The 18821-nt window shown below is 55.1% G+C and carries 18 protein-coding genes and 1 tRNA gene; all 19 read left to right on the top strand.

The window, feature by feature from the left end:
• Positions 1 to 660, top strand: a 660-nt coding sequence (locus AACS24_RS06495; protein ID WP_258223031.1) for an EF-Tu C-terminal domain-related protein, incomplete at its 5' end; no start/stop codon positions are given.
• Between the two features lie 53 nt (positions 661 to 713).
• Positions 714 to 790, top strand: a tRNA-Trp gene (locus AACS24_RS06490).
• A 60-nt stretch (positions 791 to 850) separates the two neighbouring features.
• On the top strand, positions 851 to 1222 hold the full coding sequence (secE, locus tag AACS24_RS06485; protein WP_033114962.1) for a preprotein translocase subunit SecE: 372 nt from the start codon (positions 851 to 853) through the stop codon (positions 1220 to 1222).
• Between the two features lie 9 nt (positions 1223 to 1231).
• On the top strand, positions 1232 to 1783 hold the full coding sequence (gene nusG / locus AACS24_RS06480; RefSeq protein ID WP_005306318.1) for a transcription termination/antitermination protein NusG: 552 nt from the start codon (positions 1232 to 1234) through the stop codon (positions 1781 to 1783).
• 134 nt (positions 1784 to 1917) lie between these two features.
• Positions 1918 to 2346 carry a 50S ribosomal protein L11 gene (rplK, locus tag AACS24_RS06475; RefSeq protein ID WP_033114963.1) on the top strand — a complete coding sequence of 143 codons (429 nt, stop codon included), beginning with the start codon at positions 1918 to 1920 and terminating at the stop codon, positions 2344 to 2346.
• Between the two features lie 4 nt (positions 2347 to 2350).
• The gene (gene rplA, locus AACS24_RS06470; RefSeq protein WP_005339888.1) at positions 2351 to 3052 is read left to right on the top strand and encodes a 50S ribosomal protein L1; all 702 of its coding nucleotides are present in this window, start codon (positions 2351 to 2353) and stop codon (positions 3050 to 3052) included.
• Positions 3053 to 3308: 256 nt separating this feature from the next.
• Positions 3309 to 3809, top strand: coding sequence for a 50S ribosomal protein L10 (gene rplJ / locus AACS24_RS06465; RefSeq protein ID WP_005339895.1), 501 nt, complete (start codon positions 3309 to 3311; stop codon positions 3807 to 3809).
• 51 nt (positions 3810 to 3860) lie between these two features.
• The gene (gene rplL, locus AACS24_RS06460; RefSeq protein WP_011707702.1) at positions 3861 to 4226 is read left to right on the top strand and encodes a 50S ribosomal protein L7/L12; all 366 of its coding nucleotides are present in this window, start codon (positions 3861 to 3863) and stop codon (positions 4224 to 4226) included.
• A gap of 224 nt (positions 4227 to 4450) precedes the next feature.
• On the top strand, positions 4451 to 8479 hold the full coding sequence (rpoB, locus tag AACS24_RS06455; RefSeq protein WP_005341838.1) for a DNA-directed RNA polymerase subunit beta: 4029 nt from the start codon (positions 4451 to 4453) through the stop codon (positions 8477 to 8479).
• Positions 8480 to 8570: 91 nt separating this feature from the next.
• The gene (rpoC, locus tag AACS24_RS06450; RefSeq protein WP_108572738.1) at positions 8571 to 12875 is read left to right on the top strand and encodes a DNA-directed RNA polymerase subunit beta'; all 4305 of its coding nucleotides are present in this window, start codon (positions 8571 to 8573) and stop codon (positions 12873 to 12875) included.
• A 194-nt stretch (positions 12876 to 13069) separates the two neighbouring features.
• The gene (locus tag AACS24_RS06445; RefSeq protein ID WP_033114965.1) at positions 13070 to 13786 is read left to right on the top strand and encodes a helix-turn-helix transcriptional regulator; all 717 of its coding nucleotides are present in this window, start codon (positions 13070 to 13072) and stop codon (positions 13784 to 13786) included.
• 25 nt (positions 13787 to 13811) lie between these two features.
• The gene (locus AACS24_RS06440) at positions 13812 to 14192 is read left to right on the top strand and encodes a RidA family protein (RefSeq protein ID WP_033114966.1); all 381 of its coding nucleotides are present in this window, start codon (positions 13812 to 13814) and stop codon (positions 14190 to 14192) included.
• 85 nt (positions 14193 to 14277) lie between these two features.
• Complete coding sequence (tusD, locus tag AACS24_RS06435) at positions 14278 to 14670, top strand: sulfurtransferase complex subunit TusD (RefSeq protein ID WP_108572736.1); 393 nt, start codon at positions 14278 to 14280, stop codon at positions 14668 to 14670.
• 9 nt (positions 14671 to 14679) lie between these two features.
• Entirely contained in the window at positions 14680 to 15039 is a 360-nt protein-coding gene (gene tusC / locus AACS24_RS06430; RefSeq protein WP_108572734.1) for a sulfurtransferase complex subunit TusC, read from the top strand.
• Between the two features lie 7 nt (positions 15040 to 15046).
• The gene (gene tusB, locus AACS24_RS06425) at positions 15047 to 15325 is read left to right on the top strand and encodes a sulfurtransferase complex subunit TusB (RefSeq protein ID WP_108572732.1); all 279 of its coding nucleotides are present in this window, start codon (positions 15047 to 15049) and stop codon (positions 15323 to 15325) included.
• A gap of 182 nt (positions 15326 to 15507) precedes the next feature.
• The gene (rpsL, locus tag AACS24_RS06420) at positions 15508 to 15882 is read left to right on the top strand and encodes a 30S ribosomal protein S12 (protein WP_005306278.1); all 375 of its coding nucleotides are present in this window, start codon (positions 15508 to 15510) and stop codon (positions 15880 to 15882) included.
• A 93-nt stretch (positions 15883 to 15975) separates the two neighbouring features.
• Entirely contained in the window at positions 15976 to 16446 is a 471-nt protein-coding gene (gene rpsG, locus AACS24_RS06415; RefSeq protein WP_005339911.1) for a 30S ribosomal protein S7, read from the top strand.
• 75 nt (positions 16447 to 16521) lie between these two features.
• A complete protein-coding gene (fusA, locus tag AACS24_RS06410) occupies positions 16522 to 18627 on the top strand; it encodes an elongation factor G (protein ID WP_108572730.1) in 2106 nt (701 codons plus the stop codon).
• 54 nt (positions 18628 to 18681) lie between these two features.
• Positions 18682 to 18821, top strand: a 140-nt coding sequence (locus AACS24_RS06405) for a GTP-binding protein (protein WP_256702863.1), incomplete at its 3' end; no start/stop codon positions are given.

The raw sequence follows: 18821 nt of genomic DNA, 5'->3' as shown, positions 1-18821 counted from the left end.
CTGAAAGCGCTGGAAGGCGAAGCTCAGTGGGAAGAGAAGATCCTGGAACTGGCTGGCCACCTGGACACCTACATTCCGGAGCCGGAGCGTGCAATCGACCTGCCGTTCCTGATGCCGATCGAAGACGTATTCTCTATCGCAGGCCGTGGTACCGTAGTTACCGGTCGTGTAGAGCGCGGTATCGTTAAAGTTGGTGAAGAAGTGGAAATCGTGGGTATCAAAGATACCACCAAGACCACCTGTACCGGCGTTGAAATGTTCCGCAAACTGCTGGACGAAGGTCGTGCAGGCGAGAACATCGGTGCACTGCTGCGTGGCGTGAAGCGTGAAGACGTAGAGCGTGGTCAGGTACTGGCCAAGCCGGGCACCATCAAGCCGCACACCAAGTTTGAATCTGAAGTGTACGTGCTGTCCAAAGAAGAAGGTGGTCGTCATACCCCGTTCTTCAAAGGCTACCGTCCGCAGTTCTACTTCCGTACTACCGACGTGACCGGTACCATCGAACTGCCGGAAGGCGTAGAGATGGTAATGCCGGGCGACAACATCAAGATGGTTGTTACCCTGATTGCACCGATCGCGATGGACGACGGCCTGCGTTTCGCTATCCGTGAAGGTGGCCGTACCGTAGGTGCTGGTGTTGTAGCTAAAGTTATCGCTTAATCTTTGGCTTACATAAATAAAGCAAAGCCCCTATAATAGGGGCTTTCTTATGCAGGGGCGTAGTTCGAATTGGTAGAACAGCGGTCTCCAAAACCGATGGTTGCGGGTTCGAGTCCTGCCGCCCCTGCCATATACCTCGTCTCGTACGGGGCTTTTGTGTCTTTGGTTACGTCAGATACAGGTGGGTTGTATGAGTGTTAGTTCTGAGAGCCAGGGCGGAAGCAAGGATACCCTGCTTTGGGGCCTGGTTTTCATTATCCTGGCGGCTGCTGTAGTGGGTAATTACCTGCTCAACGATGTTGTCGCTGCCGTCCGCGCCCTGGGTGTGGTCGTTGTCGTCGCTGCTGCTGGTGCAGTAGCCCTGCAAACCACCAAGGGAAAGGCTACGCTGGCATTCGCCCGTGAGTCTCGCCTGGAAGTCCGCAAGGTCGTATGGCCAACCCGTCAGGAAGCCATTCAGACAACCCTGATTGTGCTGGCGGTGACCGCCGTGATGGGGCTGCTGCTGTTCGTTCTGGACGGCGCCTTGGTCTGGTTGGTCAACCTGATTACCGGTGTGTAAGGATAAGCCATGACTGAACAACGTGAACAGCGTATGAGATGGTATGTCGTGCAGGCGTTTTCCGGCTATGAAGGCCGTGTTGCCAAATCCCTGCGTGAACATATCAAGATGCATGGCATGGAAGACATGTTCGGTGAAGTACTGGTCCCGACCGAAGAAGTGGTCGAGATGCGTGCAGGCCAGAAGCGCAAGAGTGAGCGCAAGTTTTTCCCGGGCTACGTCCTGGTCCAGATGATCATGGATGAAACCACATGGCACCTGGTACGCAACGTACCGCGTGTAATGGGCTTCATCGGCGGTACCTCTGACCGCCCGGCACCGATCTCCGACAAAGAGGCCGATGCCATCCTGAACCGTCTGCAGGATGCCCACGACAAGCCGCGTCCGAAAACCCTGTTTGAACCGGGTGAAATGGTGCGGGTTGCCGATGGTCCGTTTGCCGACTTCAACGGTACCGTTGAAGAGGTGGATTACGAGAAGAGCCGCGTGAAGGTCTCTGTACTGATCTTCGGTCGTTCTACTCCGGTTGAGTTGGATTTTGGTCAGGTCGAAAAGGGCTGATTGATTTCTGTTCACTCAACAGTTGTCAGGGGCAGCGAATATCTCTATAATTCGCTGCCCCTTTATTAGTTGGGGAGCCGTTTGCAGGAGCATGTCTCCGAGGCGCTAGAACCCATTTTTGAGGTAATTTCCTAATGGCTAAGAAAGTCACAGCTTATATCAAGCTGCAGGTTGCTGCTGGTGCAGCCAACCCGTCTCCTCCCGTTGGTCCTGCACTGGGTCAACACGGTGTGAACATCATGGAATTCTGTAAGGCGTTCAACGCTCGTACAGAGAAGCTGGAAAAGGGTTCACCGACTCCGGTCGTGATCACCGTTTACAGCGACCGTTCCTTCACCTTCGAAACCAAGACTCCGCCTGCTTCCTTCCTGCTGAAGAAAGCTGCTGGCATCAAGTCTGGTTCTTCCAAGCCGAACAAAGACAAGGTTGGTAAGGTGACCGTTGCCCAGCTGCAAGAAATCGCCAAGACCAAAGAGCCGGATATGACCGGTGCCGATCTGGATGCAAAAGTACGTTGCATCGCCGGCTCCGCTCGTTCCATGGGTCTGGTAGTGGAGGAGTAAGACAATGGCTAAACTGTCCAAGCGTATGCGCGTTATTCGCGAAAAAGTTGACGGTACCAAAGAGTACTCCATCAACGAAGCCATTGCCCTGCTGAAAGAACTGGCTACCGCCAAGTTCGTTGAAAGCGTTGACGTTGCTGTCAACCTGGGTATCGACGCTCGTAAATCTGACCAGAACGTACGTGGTGCAACTGTACTGCCGCACGGTACCGGTCGTGACGTTCGCGTTGCCGTATTTACCCAAGGTGCCAACGCCGAAGCTGCTAAAGCTGCCGGTGCTGACCTGGTAGGTATGGATGACCTGGCCGATCTGGTTAAGAAAGGCGAGATGAACTTCGACGTAGTTATCGCATCCCCGGATGCCATGCGCGTTGTTGGTCAACTGGGTCAAATCCTGGGCCCGCGTGGCCTGATGCCGAACCCGAAAGTTGGTACTGTAACCCCGAACGTTGCCGAAGCCGTCAAGAACGCCAAGGCTGGTCAGGTTCGTTACCGTAACGACAAGAATGGTATCATCCATACCACTCTGGGTAAGGTTTCTTTCAACGAAGTTCAGCTGAAAGAAAACTTGGAAGCTCTGCTGGTTGCCCTGAAAAAAGGCAAGCCCTCTTCCGCCAAAGGTCAATTCATCAAGAAAGTCAGCATCTCCACCACCATGGGTGCCGGTGTTGCCGTAGACCAAGCTTCTCTGGAAGCTCAGGCCTAATTGATGGGTTTTACAAGGCGCAAAATTTAATCTATAATTTTGCGCCTTGATTGGTTGGGGGTTTCGACCTCCGTCCAAGACCGCAGGAGGCTGCAAAGCCTTAATGTTTCCTGCGTAGACGGTGCCGGAAACCCAGCGAGAAAGATTCTTTCTCTTCTGGAATCCTGCTACCGCATCGTTCCCCTCTGTTGTAAAGGTAGGGGGGATGTGTCAGTACTGGGTCATTTGACCCGGATTCAATCCAGGAGTTAAGCCAATGGCATTGGGACTCGAAGACAAAAAGGCAATTGTTGCTGAAGTCAACGAAGCTGCCAAAGGCGCTCTTTCTGCAGTTGTTGCCGATTCTCGCGGTGTAACTGTAGACAAGATGACCGTCCTGCGTAAAACCGCTCGTGAAGCCGGTGTGTACATGCGCGTTGTGCGTAACACCCTGCTGCGTCGCGCGGTAGAAGGTACCGAATACGAGTGCCTGAACGACGCATTTACCGGTCCTACCTTGATTGCTTTCTCTAACGAACACCCGGGCGCTGCTGCTCGTCTGTTCAAAGAGTTTGCCAAAGCGAACCAAAAGTTCGAAATCAAGGCTGGCGCTTTTAACGGTGAGTTTATCGCCGCAGCACAAATTGATCGTCTGGCCACGCTGCCGACTTACGAAGAAGCAATTGCGAAGTTGATGGCTACCATGAAGGAAGCCTCTGCTGGCAAGCTGGTTCGTACTATCGCTGCTGTTCGCGACCAGAAACAAGCTGCTGCTTGATTCTCGCCTATCTAGGCTGTTTGAGTTTATTCAACATCAGGAATTTTTGTCATGTCTATCACTAAAGACCAAATCATCGAAGCCGTTGCTTCCATGTCCGTAATGGAAGTTGTTGAGCTGATCGAAGCTATGGAAGAGAAGTTCGGTGTTTCTGCCGCTGCTGCCGTAATGGCTGGCCCGGCTGCTGCTGAAGCAGTAGAAGAGAAGACCGAGTTCGACGTAGTTCTGACTGCTGCCGGTGCTAACAAAGTTGCCGTTATCAAAGCCGTTCGTGGCGCTACCGGTCTGGGCCTGAAAGAAGCCAAAGATCTGGTAGAAGCTGCTCCGGCTAACCTGAAAGAAGCCGTCTCCAAAGACGAAGCTGAAGCTCTGAAGAAAGAGCTGGAAGCTGCCGGTGCTTCTGTTGAGATCAAATAATCTGCATTTATGTAGATTAGCCTGATAAAACAGGCTAGGGCTGGTGAATTTTTGTTCACCAGCCTTTTTGCGCTGTAGACTGAGAGCATTTCACACCGTTTACGACTCTCGGTGCACCAGCAATCCGGACTGTCTTCTTTCGTCCGGGCCAACACAAAACGGTGTTGAGACAGAGCTGTCCCGCGGGACAGAGTGGGTCACTTATCAGCGAGCTGAGGAACCCTATGGTTTACTCTTATACCGAAAAAAAACGCATTCGTAAGGACTTCGGTAAGCGAGACCAGGTACTGGACACGCCTTATCTGTTGTCCATTCAGCTGGACTCCTTCAAGCAGTTCATCGAGGCTGACCCGGAAGGTGAATATGGCCTAGAGGCCGCTTTCCGTAGCGTTTTCCCGATCACCAGTTACTCCGGTAGTGCTGAGCTTCAGTATGTCAGCTATCGCCTGGGTGAGCCGGTATTTGACGTAAAAGAATGCCAGATCCGTGGAGTGACCTACTCCGCGCCGCTGCGTGTCAAGCTTCGTATGGTTCTGTACGACCGTGAAGCAGCTGCCGGCACCGTCAAAGACATCAAGGAACAAGAAGTATACATGGGCGAAATTCCGCTCATGACCGAGAACGGCACCTTTGTTATCAATGGTACCGAGCGGGTTATCGTCTCCCAGCTGCACCGCAGCCCGGGCGTCTTCTTCGACCACGATAAAGGCAAAACACATTCATCCGGTAAGGTGCTGTATAACGCTCGCGTTATCCCCTACCGTGGCTCCTGGCTGGACTTCGAGTTCGATGCGAAAGACAACCTGTTTGTCCGTATCGACCGTCGTCGCAAACTGCCGGCATCCATCATTCTGCGCGCCCTGGACTTCACTTCCGAAGAGATCCTGGCCACCTTCTTCGAAACCATCGGTTTCGAGGTCAAAGATGGCAAGTTGATGATGGATCTGGTGCCGGAGCGCCTGCGTGGCGAAACTGCGACCTTCGACATCGTGGCCAATGGTGCCGTGGTTGTTGAAACCGGTCGTCGTGTGACTGCCCGTCACATCCGTCAGCTGGAAAAAGATGCCGTTACCCAGATTGAGGTTCCGGTTGAGTACGTTGTTGGCAAAGTTGCTGCCAAGGACTACGCACATCCGCAAACTGGCGAACTGGTAGTGGCAGCCAACCAGGCTTTGAGTCTGGAAGCGATTGCCAACCTGTCCCAGGCCGGCTTCAAGCATTTCGAGGTTCTGTTCACCAACGAACTGGACCACGGTGCCTACATGTCCGAGACCCTGCGCGTCGATTCCAGCACCAACCGTCTGGAAGCGCTGGTAGAAATCTACCGCATGATGCGTCCGGGCGAGCCGCCGACACGTGAAGCAGCAGAGCAGCTGTTCGAAAACCTGTTCTTCTCTGCCGAGCGTTACGACCTGTCTACCGTAGGTCGGATGAAGTTCAACCGCCGTCTGGGTCGTGAAGACGAGACTGGCGCTGGCGTACTGACCAAAGACGACATCGTCGATGTGATGAAGCGCCTGATCGACATTCGTAACGGTAACGACGAAGTGGACGATATCGACCACCTGGGTAACCGTCGTATCCGTTCTGTCGGTGAAATGGCTGAAAACCAGTTCCGCGTCGGTCTGGTGCGTGTCGAGCGTGCGGTCAAGGAGCGTCTCTCCTTGGGCGACTTGGACACCCTGATGCCGCAGGATCTGATCAACGCCAAGCCGATCTCCGCCGCAGTCAAAGAGTTCTTTGGTTCCAGCCAGCTGTCCCAGTTTATGGACCAGAACAACCCGCTGTCCGAAGTAACCCATAAGCGCCGTATTTCTGCGCTGGGCCCGGGCGGTTTGACTCGTGAGCGTGCCGGCTTTGAAGTCCGAGACGTACACCCGACTCACTACGGTCGTCTGTGCCCGATCGAGACTCCTGAAGGTCCGAACATCGGTCTGATCAACTCCCTGTCCGTGTACTCTCGTACCAACGAGTACGGTTTCCTCGAGACTCCGTACCGCAAGGTCATTGACGGTGTGATCACCGACGAAGTGGACTACCTGTCTGCTATTGAAGAAGGCAAGTACGTGATCGCGCAGGCTAATGCCGCGACCACCGAAGATGGCCGTCTGAAAGATGAATTGATCCCGTGCCGTCACAAAGGTGAATCCACCTTTATGAACGCCGACCAGATCCAGTATATGGACGTGAGCCCGCAGCAGATCGTATCTGTGGCAGCGGCCCTGATCCCGTTCCTGGAACACGATGACGCGAACCGCGCATTGATGGGTTCAAACATGCAACGTCAGGCTGTACCGACCCTGCGTGCTGACAAGCCGCTGGTAGGTACCGGTATGGAACGCGCTGTGGCCGTTGACTCCGGTGTAACCGTAGTTGCCAAGCGTGGCGGCATGATCGACTACGTCGATGCCTCCCGTATCGTTATCAAGGTAAATGAAGATGAGCTGATGCCAGGCGAAGCCGGTATCGACATCTACAACCTGACCAAATACACCCGTTCCAACCAGAACACCTGTATCAACCAGCGTCCTTGCGTGATGTTGGGTGAGCCGGTCATGGCTGGCGACGTACTGGCTGACGGCCCGTCCACCGATCTGGGTGAACTGGCTCTGGGTCAGAACATGCGCGTCGCGTTCATGCCGTGGAACGGTTACAACTTCGAAGACTCGATCCTGGTGAACGAGCGTGTTGTTCAGGAAGATCGCCTGACCACCATCCATATCCAGGAACTGGCCTGTATCTCCCGTGACACCAAGCTGGGTCCGGAAGAGATCACTGCTGACATCCCGAACGTGGGTGAAGCCGCTCTGTCCAAGCTGGACGAGTCCGGTATCGTCTACGTGGGTGCCGAAGTGAAGGGCGGCGACATTCTGGTTGGTAAGGTAACGCCGAAAGGTGAAACCCAGCTGACGCCGGAAGAGAAGCTGCTGCGCGCCATCTTCGGTGAGAAGGCGTCCGACGTGAAGGACTCTTCCCTGCGTGTACCGAACGGTGTGTACGGTACCGTAGTTGACGTGCAAGTCTTTACCCGCGATGGCGTGGAAAAAGACAAGCGCGCCAAAGAAATCGAAGAGATGCAGCTGAAGGAAGCGAAGAAGGACTTGACCGAAGAGTTCAAGATCCTGGAAGACGGCATTTTCGGCCGCTCCCGCAACCTGCTGCTGGCTGCCGGTTACAGCGAAGATCGTCTGAACAAGCTGGAGCGTTCCAAGTGGTTTGAACTGGCCATCGAAGATGAAGCCAAGCAGACCGAACTGGAGCAGATCGCTGAACAGCACGTTGAGCTGAAAGCCGAGTTCGACAAGAAGTTCGAGAACAAGCGTCGCAAGATTATCCAGGGTGATGATCTGGCGCCGGGCGTACTGAAAATCGTCAAGGTTTATCTGGCAGTCAAGCGTCGCATCCAGCCGGGTGACAAGATGGCGGGCCGTCACGGTAACAAGGGTGTTATCTCCAAGATCTGTCCGGTCGAGGATATGCCTCATGACGAGTTCGGCCGTCCGGTCGACATCGTACTGAACCCGTTGGGCGTACCGTCTCGTATGAACATCGGTCAGATCCTCGAAGTGCACCTGGGCCTTGCGGCCAAGGGTATCGGCGAGAAGATCGATCGCATGGTCAAAGAGCAGCGCGAGCTGCACGAGATGCGCAACTTCCTGCAACAGGTCTATGACCTGGGCGAGAAGGACACCCAGCAAGTGAACATCGCCGAACTGTCTGACGACGACGTACGTACCCTGGTGGGTAACCTGCGTAAGGGTCTGCCAGTTGCTACACCGGTCTTTGATGGTGCCAAAGAGCGCGAAATCAAAGCCCTGCTGAAGCTGGCCGATCTGCCGGAATCCGGTCAGATTGATCTGTTCGATGGCCGTACCGGTAACCGCTTCGAGCGTAAAGTAACCGTTGGTTACATGTACATGCTCAAGCTGAACCACTTGGTCGACGACAAGATGCACGCGCGTTCTACCGGTTCTTACAGCCTGGTTACCCAGCAGCCGCTGGGTGGTAAGGCTCAGTTCGGTGGTCAGCGTTTCGGTGAGATGGAAGTGTGGGCCCTGGAGGCTTACGGTGCGGCATATACCCTGCAGGAGATGCTGACCGTCAAGTCTGACGATGTGAATGGCCGTACCAAGATGTACAAGAACATCGTGGATGGCGACCACCGTATGGAGCCGGGCATGCCCGAATCCTTCAACGTATTGCTGAAGGAAATCCGCTCTCTGGGTATCAACATCGAGCTGGACGAAGAGTAAGAGCTCGCTCTTATTGTTCGAGAATTGACGTGGGCGCCCCGCTGTTTTGGCAGCCGGGGCGCCGAGGTTAGACTCCTGACAGGGGAAACACGTGAAAGACTTACTCAAGTTTTTGAAGGCTCAGACCAAGACCGAAGAGTTTGACAGTATCAAGATCGGTCTGGCCTCTCCTGACATGATCCGCTCCTGGTCATTCGGTGAGGTCAAAAAGCCTGAGACCATCAACTACCGGACTTTCAAGCCGGAGCGTGATGGTCTGTTCTGCGCCCGTATCTTCGGACCGGTGAAGGACTACGAGTGTCTGTGCGGCAAGTACAAGCGCCTGAAACACCGTGGTGTGATCTGTGAGAAGTGCGGCGTTGAAGTGACCCAGACCAAGGTCCGTCGTGAGCGTATGGGCCACATCGAGCTGGCCAGCCCGACTGCCCACATCTGGTTCCTGAAGTCCCTGCCGTCCCGTATCGGTCTGCTGCTGGACATGACCCTGCGCGACATCGAGCGCGTGCTCTACTTCGAATCTTTCGTAGTTATCGAGCCGGGCATGACCAACCTCGAACGCAGCCAGATGCTCTCTGAAGAGCAGTACCTGGATGCGCTGGAAGAGTGGGGCGACGAATTTGACGCCAAGATGGGTGCCGAAGCAATCTTGGCATTGCTGCGCGCGATCGATCTGGAAGGTGAAGTCAAAGCGATGCGTGAGGAGCTGGATCAGACCAACTCCGAGACCAAGCGCAAGAAGACCACCAAGCGTCTGAAGCTGATGGAAGCTTTCCTGCAGTCCGGCAACAAGCCGGAGTGGATGATCATGACAGTGCTGCCTGTGCTGCCGCCGGACCTGCGTCCGCTGGTACCGCTGGACGGCGGTCGTTTCGCGACTTCCGATCTGAACGATCTGTACCGTCGCGTGATCAACCGTAACAACCGCTTGAAGCGTCTGCTGGATCTGGCTGCTCCGGACATCATCGTGCGCAACGAAAAGCGCATGCTGCAAGAGTCCGTCGATGCGCTGCTGGATAACGGCCGTCGCGGTCGTGCCATCACCGGTTCCAACAAGCGCCCGCTGAAATCCCTGGCCGACATGATCAAGGGTAAGCAGGGTCGTTTCCGTCAGAACCTGCTCGGTAAGCGTGTCGACTACTCCGGTCGTTCCGTTATCACCGTAGGCCCGACTCTGCGTCTGCATCAGTGCGGTCTGCCGAAGAAGATGGCTCTGGAACTGTTCAAGCCGTTCATCTATGGCAAGCTGGAAACCCGCGGTCTGGCGACCACTATCAAGGCCGCCAAGAAGATGGTGGAGCGCGAAGAAGCTGTCGTTTGGGATATCCTGGACGAAGTTATCCGCGAACACCCGGTTCTGCTGAACCGTGCACCGACTCTGCACCGTCTGGGTATCCAGGCATTCGAACCGACTCTGGTCGAAGGCAAGGCAATCCAGCTGCACCCGCTCGTTTGTGCTGCGTATAACGCGGACTTCGACGGTGACCAGATGGCTGTTCACGTACCGCTGACCCTGGAAGCCCAGTTGGAAGCGCGTGCGTTGATGATGTCTACCAACAACATCCTGTCGCCTGCATCCGGTGAGCCGATCATCGTTCCTTCTCAGGACGTGGTCTTGGGTCTGTACTACATGACCCGCGCCCGCATCAATGCGAAGGGTGAAGGTATGGTGCTGTCCGGCCCGAAAGAGGCCGAGAAAGTATACCGTGCCGGTCTGGCCGACCTGCATGCTCGCGTCAAGTGCCGCATCACCGAGTACGTGAAGAACGAAGCCGGTGAACTGGTTGCCAAGACCGAGATGAAGAACACCACTGTTGGTCGTGCGATCCTGAGCCTGATCCTGCCGAAAGGCATGGAATACGCCCTGATCGACGAGCCGAAGGTGCTGACTGCTGCCGAGCAGGCCGATCTGGACGCCAATCCGCAGAACTGGATCAAGTCCGTATCCAACAAGGCGCTGGGCAAAAAGCTCATCTCCCGTCTGCTGAACACCTGCTATCGCAAGCAGGGGCTGAAGGACACCGTTATCTTCGCTGACCAGCTGATGTATACCGGTTTCCACTACGCGGCGCTGTCCGGTGCTTCCGTTGGTATCGATGACATGGTCATCCCAGATGCCAAGAAAGAGATCATTGCTTCTGCCGAAGCCGAAGTTGCCGAGATCCAGGACCAGTTCCTGTCCGGTCTGGTAACTGCGGGCGAACGTTACAACAAGGTTATCGATATCTGGGCCAGCGCCAACGAGCGCGTCTCCAAGGCCATGATGGAGAACTTGTCCAAAGAGCGTAACGTCAACTCGCTGGGTGATGAAGAAGAGCAGGCATCGTTCAACAGCATCTTTATGATGGCCGACTCTGGTGCGCGGGGTTCCGCAGCCCAGATCCGTCAGCTGGCCGGTATGCGTGGCCTGATGGCCAAGCCGGATGGCTCCATCATCGAGACCCCGATCATCGCGAACTTCCGCGAAGGTCTGAACGTACTGCAGTACTTTATCTCTACCCACGGTGCTCGTAAGGGTCTGGCGGATACCGCACTGAAGACTGCGAACTCCGGTTACCTGACTCGTCGTCTGGTAGACGTGGCGCAGGACATGGTGATCACCGAGGACGATTGCGGCACTACCGAAGGTCTGTGGATGACTCCGCTGATCGAGGGTGGCGACGTGGTCGAGCCGCTGCGTGAGCGCGTGCTGGGTCGTGTGGTGGCAGAAGATGTCATCAAGCCGGGTACCGAGGACGAGATCCTCGTTGCTCGCAACACCCTGCTCGACGAGCAGCTGTGTGACCTGCTGGAGCGCAACTCTGTTGACCGTGTGAAGGTACGTTCTGCCATCACCTGTGAAACTGACTTCGGTAACTGTGCTCACTGCTACGGCCGTGATCTGGCCCGTGGTCACCTGGTTAACAAGGGTGAGGCTGTCGGTGTTATCGCTGCCCAGTCCATCGGTGAACCGGGTACCCAGCTGACAATGCGTACGTTCCACATCGGTGGTGCCGCATCTCGTGCCGCAGCCGAGAGCAGCATCCAGGTGAAGAATACCGGTAGCATCAAGCTGCAGAACGCCAAGTTCGTTCACAACAGCGATGACAAACTGGTTATTACCTCCCGTTCTACCGAACTGACCATCATGGACGACATGGGCCGTACCAAGGAAAGCCACAAGCTGCCTTACGGTTCCGTGCTGGAAGTGAAGGACGGCCAGGCAGTGAACGCTGGCGAAACCGTTGCTAACTGGGATCCGCACACTCACCCGATCATCACCGAAGTGGCAGGTCGTCTGCACTTCGAACACATGATCGATGGCGTGACCATCACTCGTCAGACCGACGAGCTGACCGGTCTCTCCTCTATCGTCGTGCTGGACGTCAACGAGCGTCCGAGCGCCGGTAAAGAGATGCGTCCGACCGTTAAACTGGTCGACCTGAACGGCAAAGACGTGATGATCCCGGGTACCGATGTAGCCGCCCAGTACTTCCTGCCGGGCAAGGCGATCGTGAACCTGGAAGATGGTGCCAACGTGGGCGTGGGTGACGCGGTAGCGCGTATCCCGCAAGAGTCCGGCGGTACCAAGGACATCACCGGTGGTCTGCCGCGCGTTGCGGATCTGTTCGAAGCACGTCAACCGAAAGAACCGGCTATTCTGGCCGAGATCTCCGGTACCATCTCCTTCGGGAAAGAGACCAAAGGCAAGCGCCGTCTGGTCATCACCCCGACTGATGGTGGCAACGTCTACGAGGAGATGATTCCGAAGTGGCGTAACCTGAACGTGTTCGAAGGTGAAAAAGTTGAGAAGGGTGAAGTGCTGGCGGACGGTCCTGAGTCTGCTCACGACATCCTGCGTCTGCGCGGTATCAGCCCGGTCGCCAACTATATCGCCAACGAAGTGCAGGACGTTTACCGTCTGCAAGGCGTTAAGATCAACGACAAGCACATCGAAGTCATCGTTCGTCAGATGCTGCGCAAGTGCGAGATCCTGACTGCTGGCGACACCGATCTGATCGAAGGCGAACAGGTTGAAGTGGCTCGCGTGAAGATTGCCAACCGTAAGCTGGTTGCCGAGGGCAAGACCCCTGCGACCTACCGTCATGTTCTGATGGGTATTACCAAGGCATCTCTGAGCACCGAGTCCTTCATCTCTGCGGCTTCCTTCCAGGAAACCACTCGCGTTCTGACCGAAGCCGCCGTTGGTGGCAAGCGTGACGAACTGCGTGGCCTGAAAGAGAACGTCATCGTGGGTCGTCTGATCCCGGCTGGTACCGGCTTTGCCTACCACCACAGCCGGATCAACCAGCGCGCTGCTGCAGCTCGTGCTGTTGGCACCCCGCAGGTGACCGCAGATGAAGCTGAGCAGAACCTGGCGGATCTGCTGAACGCTGCCGGTAGCTTCGACGAAGAGTAACTCGTCAACCGTGATTAAAAAGGGCTCCTTCAAGGAGCCCTTTTTGTTGGCCATTTGATCGGCAAAGGCTGACGCCACGCGGGTTTCAGGATGATCCAGAGCAAAGTTGTAGAGTAAAAAATCAAAAAAAGTTGACTTTGCTCTCCTGCGATTTGACACTCGGCAAAGTTGAATGGTTATTACAGGGGTAGAACATGACTGTCGGTATCGAGGAAGCCATGCTTCCCGAAGAACAGCTGATCAGCCGCACTTTTACAGATGAAGACAGGGAATTGTTGCGCTCATACGATGGGCTCATCGACGGCTTGGCCGAGCTGTTCGGCAAGCATTGTGAAGTGGTGCTCCACTCCCTGGAAAATCTGCATGAGTCGGTGATCAAGATCGCCAACGGCTTTAACACCGGACGCACCCTCGGGGCACCCATCACCGATCTGGCACTGCGGATGCTCAAGGATATCGAGAGCACCGGCCAGGATTATACCCAGAGCTATTTTGCTCGCAGCCGCACCGGCGCCCTGATGAAGTCGAGCACCATCGCCATCAGGAACAGTGAACGCCAGGTGATCGGTCTTATCTGCATCAACCTGCATATCAATGCACCTTTCCACGAATTCGTGGCCGAATTTTTCCCGACGCCCCAGCAGGCGGCGCGCCAGTCACCAGAGACCTTTGCCAACAGTGTCGAAGAGCTTGTTGCCCAGACCGTGGACAATACCATCGACGAGATCAACCGCGATCCCACTGTGGCCAACAATGCCAAAAACCGCTTCATCGTTACTCAATTGTTCGAGAAGGGCATTTTTGACATCAAGGACTCCATCAACATGGTGGCGGACAAACTCAATATTTCGAAACATACCGTTTATCTCTACATCCGACAGCGCAAGCAGGGTGAAGACGAAAACGAGTAACTCAATTCCATAAGGGGATAGATGAATGGCTAAAGAAGTGATTGCAACCGACAAGGCGCCTGCCGCCATTGGTCCTTATGTTCAGGCGACCAAGGTAGGCGAGATGATCTTCACCTCCGGGCAGATCCCGCTTGATCCTGCCACCATGGAGATCGTTGCCGGTGGCATCGAAGCTCAGGCCGAGCAGGTAATGAAGAACCTGATCGCCGTATTGCAGGCTGCCGGTGCCGATGCTGGCAAGGTAGTGAAAACCACCTGCTTCCTGAGCGACATGAACGACTTCGTAGCCTTCAATCAGGTCTATGCCCGTTACTTTGGTGATGCCGCACCGGCCCGCTCCTGCGTGGAAGTGGCCCGTTTGCCGAAAGATGTGCTGGTCGAGGTTGAGGCCATCGCCCACCTCTGATCGCCAACAGCAAAAAAGCCCCTCATGGCAGGGGCTTTTTTGTTTTTGGCGTAAAATGGACAGGCATCAGCACAGGAGCCTTGTTATGAGTCTGAGTTTTGCCCTGCTGGTGACCGGGCCTGCCTATGGCACCCAGTCCGCCAGCACCGCCTACCGCTTTGCCTGCAGCCTGTTGGCTCAGGGTCATAGCCTCTCTCATCTCTTTTTCTATCAGGAGGGGGTCTGCAACGCCAACAACCTGCATCTTCCCGCCTCCGATGAAACCGACCTGGTGCGCCTGTGGCGAGAGCTGGCAGAGGAGCAGGGGATCCGTATCGATGTCTGTGTCGCTGCCGCTATGCGGCGTGGTGTGCTCGATGAGCAGGAGGCCAAGGGGGCAGGGCAGGTCCATTTCAATCTGCAAGCGCCGTTTTGCCTGAGCGGGCTTGGCCAGCTGGCGGAAGCGGCCCTGACCGCCGATCGGCTGGTTCAGTTCTAGGGAGTGACCATGAGCAAGAAAATCGCATTTATCTGCAGTCGTGGCCCCCATGGCCATGCTGCCGGCCGGGAGGGGTTGGATGCCCTGCTGGCCACCTCGGCCATGACCGATGAGCTGGCACTCTTCCTGATTGGTGACGGTGTGCTGCAACTGCTTAAAGAACAGCAGCCGCAAAGCATCTTGCAGCGCCACTATGCGCCTACCTTCAAGATGCTCGAGCTCTATGACATTGAGGAGGTTTACGTCTGCGCCGACTCGCTGGCCGAGCGCGGCGTGACGATCGAGGATCTGCTGATCCCGGTCGAAAGCCTGCCGCGGGCCGAGATGGCCAGCCAGTGGTCACAATGCGCGACGCACATCAGCTTCTGAGGTTCCTATGTTGCATCTGATCTTGAATTCCCCTTTCCAGAGCCAGGCGCTGACTCAGGCACTGTCATACCTGCAATCGGGTGATGAGCTGGTGCTGATGCAGGATGCCGTCATCGCAGCCTGTGCGCCGCAGTGGTGCGAGCAACTGACAGGGATCCCGCTGCACGTCATGACCGAGGATCTGCAGGCGCGTGGTTTGCGTCATCAAGTGGGAGATTTGCTGGATATGGCGGGCCTGGTCGAGCTGATTGCACAAAAAGGATCCCCCAGAACCTGGGCTGGCTGATTTCCATATTTTCACGTTAATTCAACGAATTATGGAAAATCCATGCGGATCCGATTTGCCCTTCCATGCCACAAACTGTATAAATCTTGACTCCCCAGACAACAGGGCATAAAATTTCGCGTCCCCGTATATGCGGGGAGGATTTTCCACACGTTTATGAAGTCATTATCAGGAGCCTTTTGATGGCAACTATTAACCAGTTGGTTCGCAAGCCACGCATCAAGCTCGTTGTGAAAAGCAACGTGCCGGCGCTGGAAGCGTGCCCTCAGAAGCGTGGCGTATGCACTCGTGTATATACCACCACCCCGAAGAAGCCTAACTCTGCACTGCGTAAAGTGTGCCGTGTACGTCTGACCAACGGCTTCGAAGTCACCTCCTACATCGGTGGTGAAGGTCACAACCTGCAAGAGCACTCTGTTGTTCTGATCCGTGGCGGTCGTGTAAAAGACTTGCCAGGTGTTCGTTATCACACCGTTCGTGGTGCGTTGGACTGTGCCGGTGTTAAAGACCGTAAGCAGGCTCGCTCCAAGTATGGCGTGAAGCGTCCTAAAGCTTAATGGTTCTCCGTTAAGTAAGGCCAAACGTTAATTCGTTTCTAGTTAGATAGCTTTCTAGTTTTGGGTAATCCCTGAAGTTACGGAGAATTTGAAATGCCAAGACGTCGTGTTGTTGGTCAGCGTAAAATCCTGCCAGATCCCAAGTTCGGATCAGAGCTGCTGGCTAAATTTGTCAACGTAGTGATGGTTGACGGTAAGAAATCTGTTGCAGAAGCCATTGTTTATGGCGCCCTGGACATCATTGCCACCAAATCTGGCAAAGAGCACCTGGCCGTATTCGAAGAAGCTCTGGATAACATTCGTCCGGCGGTCGAGGTTAAATCTCGTCGCGTCGGTGGTGCAACCTATCAGGTGCCGGTAGAAGTTCGTCCGGTACGTCGCAATGCTCTGGCAATGCGCTGGTTGGTTGATGCCGCTCGTAAACGTGGTGAAAAATCAATGGCTCAGCGTCTGGCTGGCGAGCTGCTGGATGCCGCTGACAATAAGGGTTCGTCTGTCAAGAAACGTGAAGACGTTCACCGTATGGCTGAAGCGAACAAAGCCTTCGCTCACTTCCGCTGGTAATCCGCTTGCGCAGGGTCTTTTGGCTCTGCGCACCTTTAATTATCTAGGGACAAGCGCCTTAGTAAGAGGATGACAATGGCTCGTACAACCCCCATTGAGCGTTATCGTAACATCGGTATCTCCGCTCACATTGACGCCGGTAAGACTACTACTACCGAGCGTGTACTGTTTTACACCGGTGTAAGTCACAAGATCGGTGAAGTTCACGATGGCGCTGCCACCATGGACTGGATGGAACAGGAACAAGAGCGTGGTATCACCATCACCTCCGCCGCGACCACCGCTTTCTGGTCCGGTATGGGTAAACAGTTCCAACCGCACCGTATCAACATCATCGATACCCCCGGCCACGTTGACTTTACTATCGAAGTAGAGCGTTCAATGCGTGTTCTGGACGGTGCCGTGATGGTGTACTGTGCCGTAGGTGGCGTACAGCCACAGTCTGAAACCGTATGGCGTCAGGCTAACAAGTACAAGGTTCCCCGTATCGCGTTCGTCAACAAGATGGACCGTACCGGTGCCAACTTCCTGCGCTGCGTTGAGCACATCAAGACCCGTCTGAAAGGCGTTCCGGTTCCCCTTCAGCTGAACATCGGCTCTGAAGAGAACTTCAAGGGCGTTGTTGACCTGGTCAAGATGAAGGCCATCAACTGGAATGAAGCTGATCAGGGCGTATCCTTCGATTACGAAGACGTCCCGGCCGAGCTGCTGGAACAGGCGCAAGAAATGCGCATGAATCTGGTTGAAGCCGCTGCTGAAGCGTCTGAAGACCTGATGGAAAAATACCTGGGCGGCGAAGAGCTGACCGAGGAAGAAATCAAAGGTGCTCTGCGTCAGCGTGTGCTGAACAACGAGATCATCCTGGTAACCTGTGGCTCCGCATTCAAGAACAAGGGTGTACAGGCAATGCTGGATGCCGTGATCGAGTATCTGCCGGCTCCGACTGACGTTGCTGCTATCGACGGCCTGAAAATGGACGGCGAGACCAAAGACGAGCGTCACGCTTCCGATGACGAGCCGTTCTCTGCTCTGGCGTTCAAGATCGCTACCGACCCGTTCGTTGGTAACCTGACCTTCTTCCGTGTCTACTCTGGCGTGATCAACTCCGGTGACACCGTGCTGAACTCCGTCAAGGACAAGCGCGAGCGTTTCGGCCGTATCGTTCAGATGCATGCCAACAAGCGTGAAGAGATCAAAGAAGTACGCGCTGGTGACATCGCTGCTGCTATCGGTCTGAAAGACGTGACCACTGGTGACACCCTGTGTGACCCGAACGCACCGATCATCCTCGAGCGTATGGAGTTCCCGGAGCCGGTAATTTCTATCGCGGTTGAGCCGAAAACCAAGGCTGACCAAGAGAAGATGGGTCTGGCTCTGGGCCGTCTGGCTCAGGAAGATCCGTCCTTCCGCGTATGGACTGACGAAGAGTCAGGTCAAACCATCATCGCCGGTATGGGTGAGCTGCACCTGGACATCATCGTTGACCGTATGCGTCGCGAGTTCAAGGTAGAAGCGAACGTAGGTAAGCCGCAGGTTGCCTACCGTGAAACCATTCGCAACACCGTTAAGGATGTCGAAGGTAAGCACGCCAAGCAGTCTGGTGGTCGTGGTCAGTACGGTCACGTTGTGATCGACATGTACCCGCTGGAAGAAGGCAAAGCCTACGAATTCGTCAACGACATCAAAGGTGGTGTCATTCCTGGTGAATTCATCCCGGGTGTTGATAAAGGTATCCGCGAGCAGCTCAAATCTGGTCCGCTGGCTGGTTACCCGGTTATGGATCTGGGTGTGCGTCTGCACTTCGGTTCCTACCACGATGTCGACTCTTCCGAACTGGCGTTCAAAATCGCTGCTTCCATGGCCTTTAAGGCTGGCTTCATGAAAGCCAACCCGGTTCTGCTCGAACCGATCATGAAAGTAGAAGTTGAAACTCCGGAAGATTACATGGGCGACGTTATCGGTGACCTGAACCGTCGTCGTGGCCTGATCGAAGGTATGGAAGATGGCCCGTCCGGCAAGATCGTACGTGCTCTGGTGCCGCTGGCCGAAATGTTCGGTTATGCAACTGCACTGCGTTCCGCTACCCAAGGTCGTGCTTCCTACGCCATGGAATTCGCCAAGTATCACGATGCACCGACCAACGTCGCACAAGCCGTGATCGAAGAGCGCAAATCCAAGTAATTTAAGATTCCCCGCCTACGACGGTAGGCGGGTTTAACCTAGAAGGACTACGTCGTGTCTAAAGAAAAATTTGAGCGTAATAAACCGCACGTAAACGTCGGCACCATCGGCCACGTTGACCACGGTAAAACCACCCTGACTGCAGCTATCACCAACGTGCTGGCCAAGCACTTCGGTGGTAAAGCTTTCGCCTT

The organism is Aeromonas sp. HMWF016, from assembly GCF_963878195.1.
GTDB classification, from domain to species: Bacteria; Pseudomonadota; Gammaproteobacteria; order Enterobacterales; family Aeromonadaceae; genus Aeromonas; species Aeromonas lacus.
The sequence above is the reverse complement of the archived record's forward strand: the minus strand, read 5'-3'. Positions and strand labels throughout refer to the sequence as shown.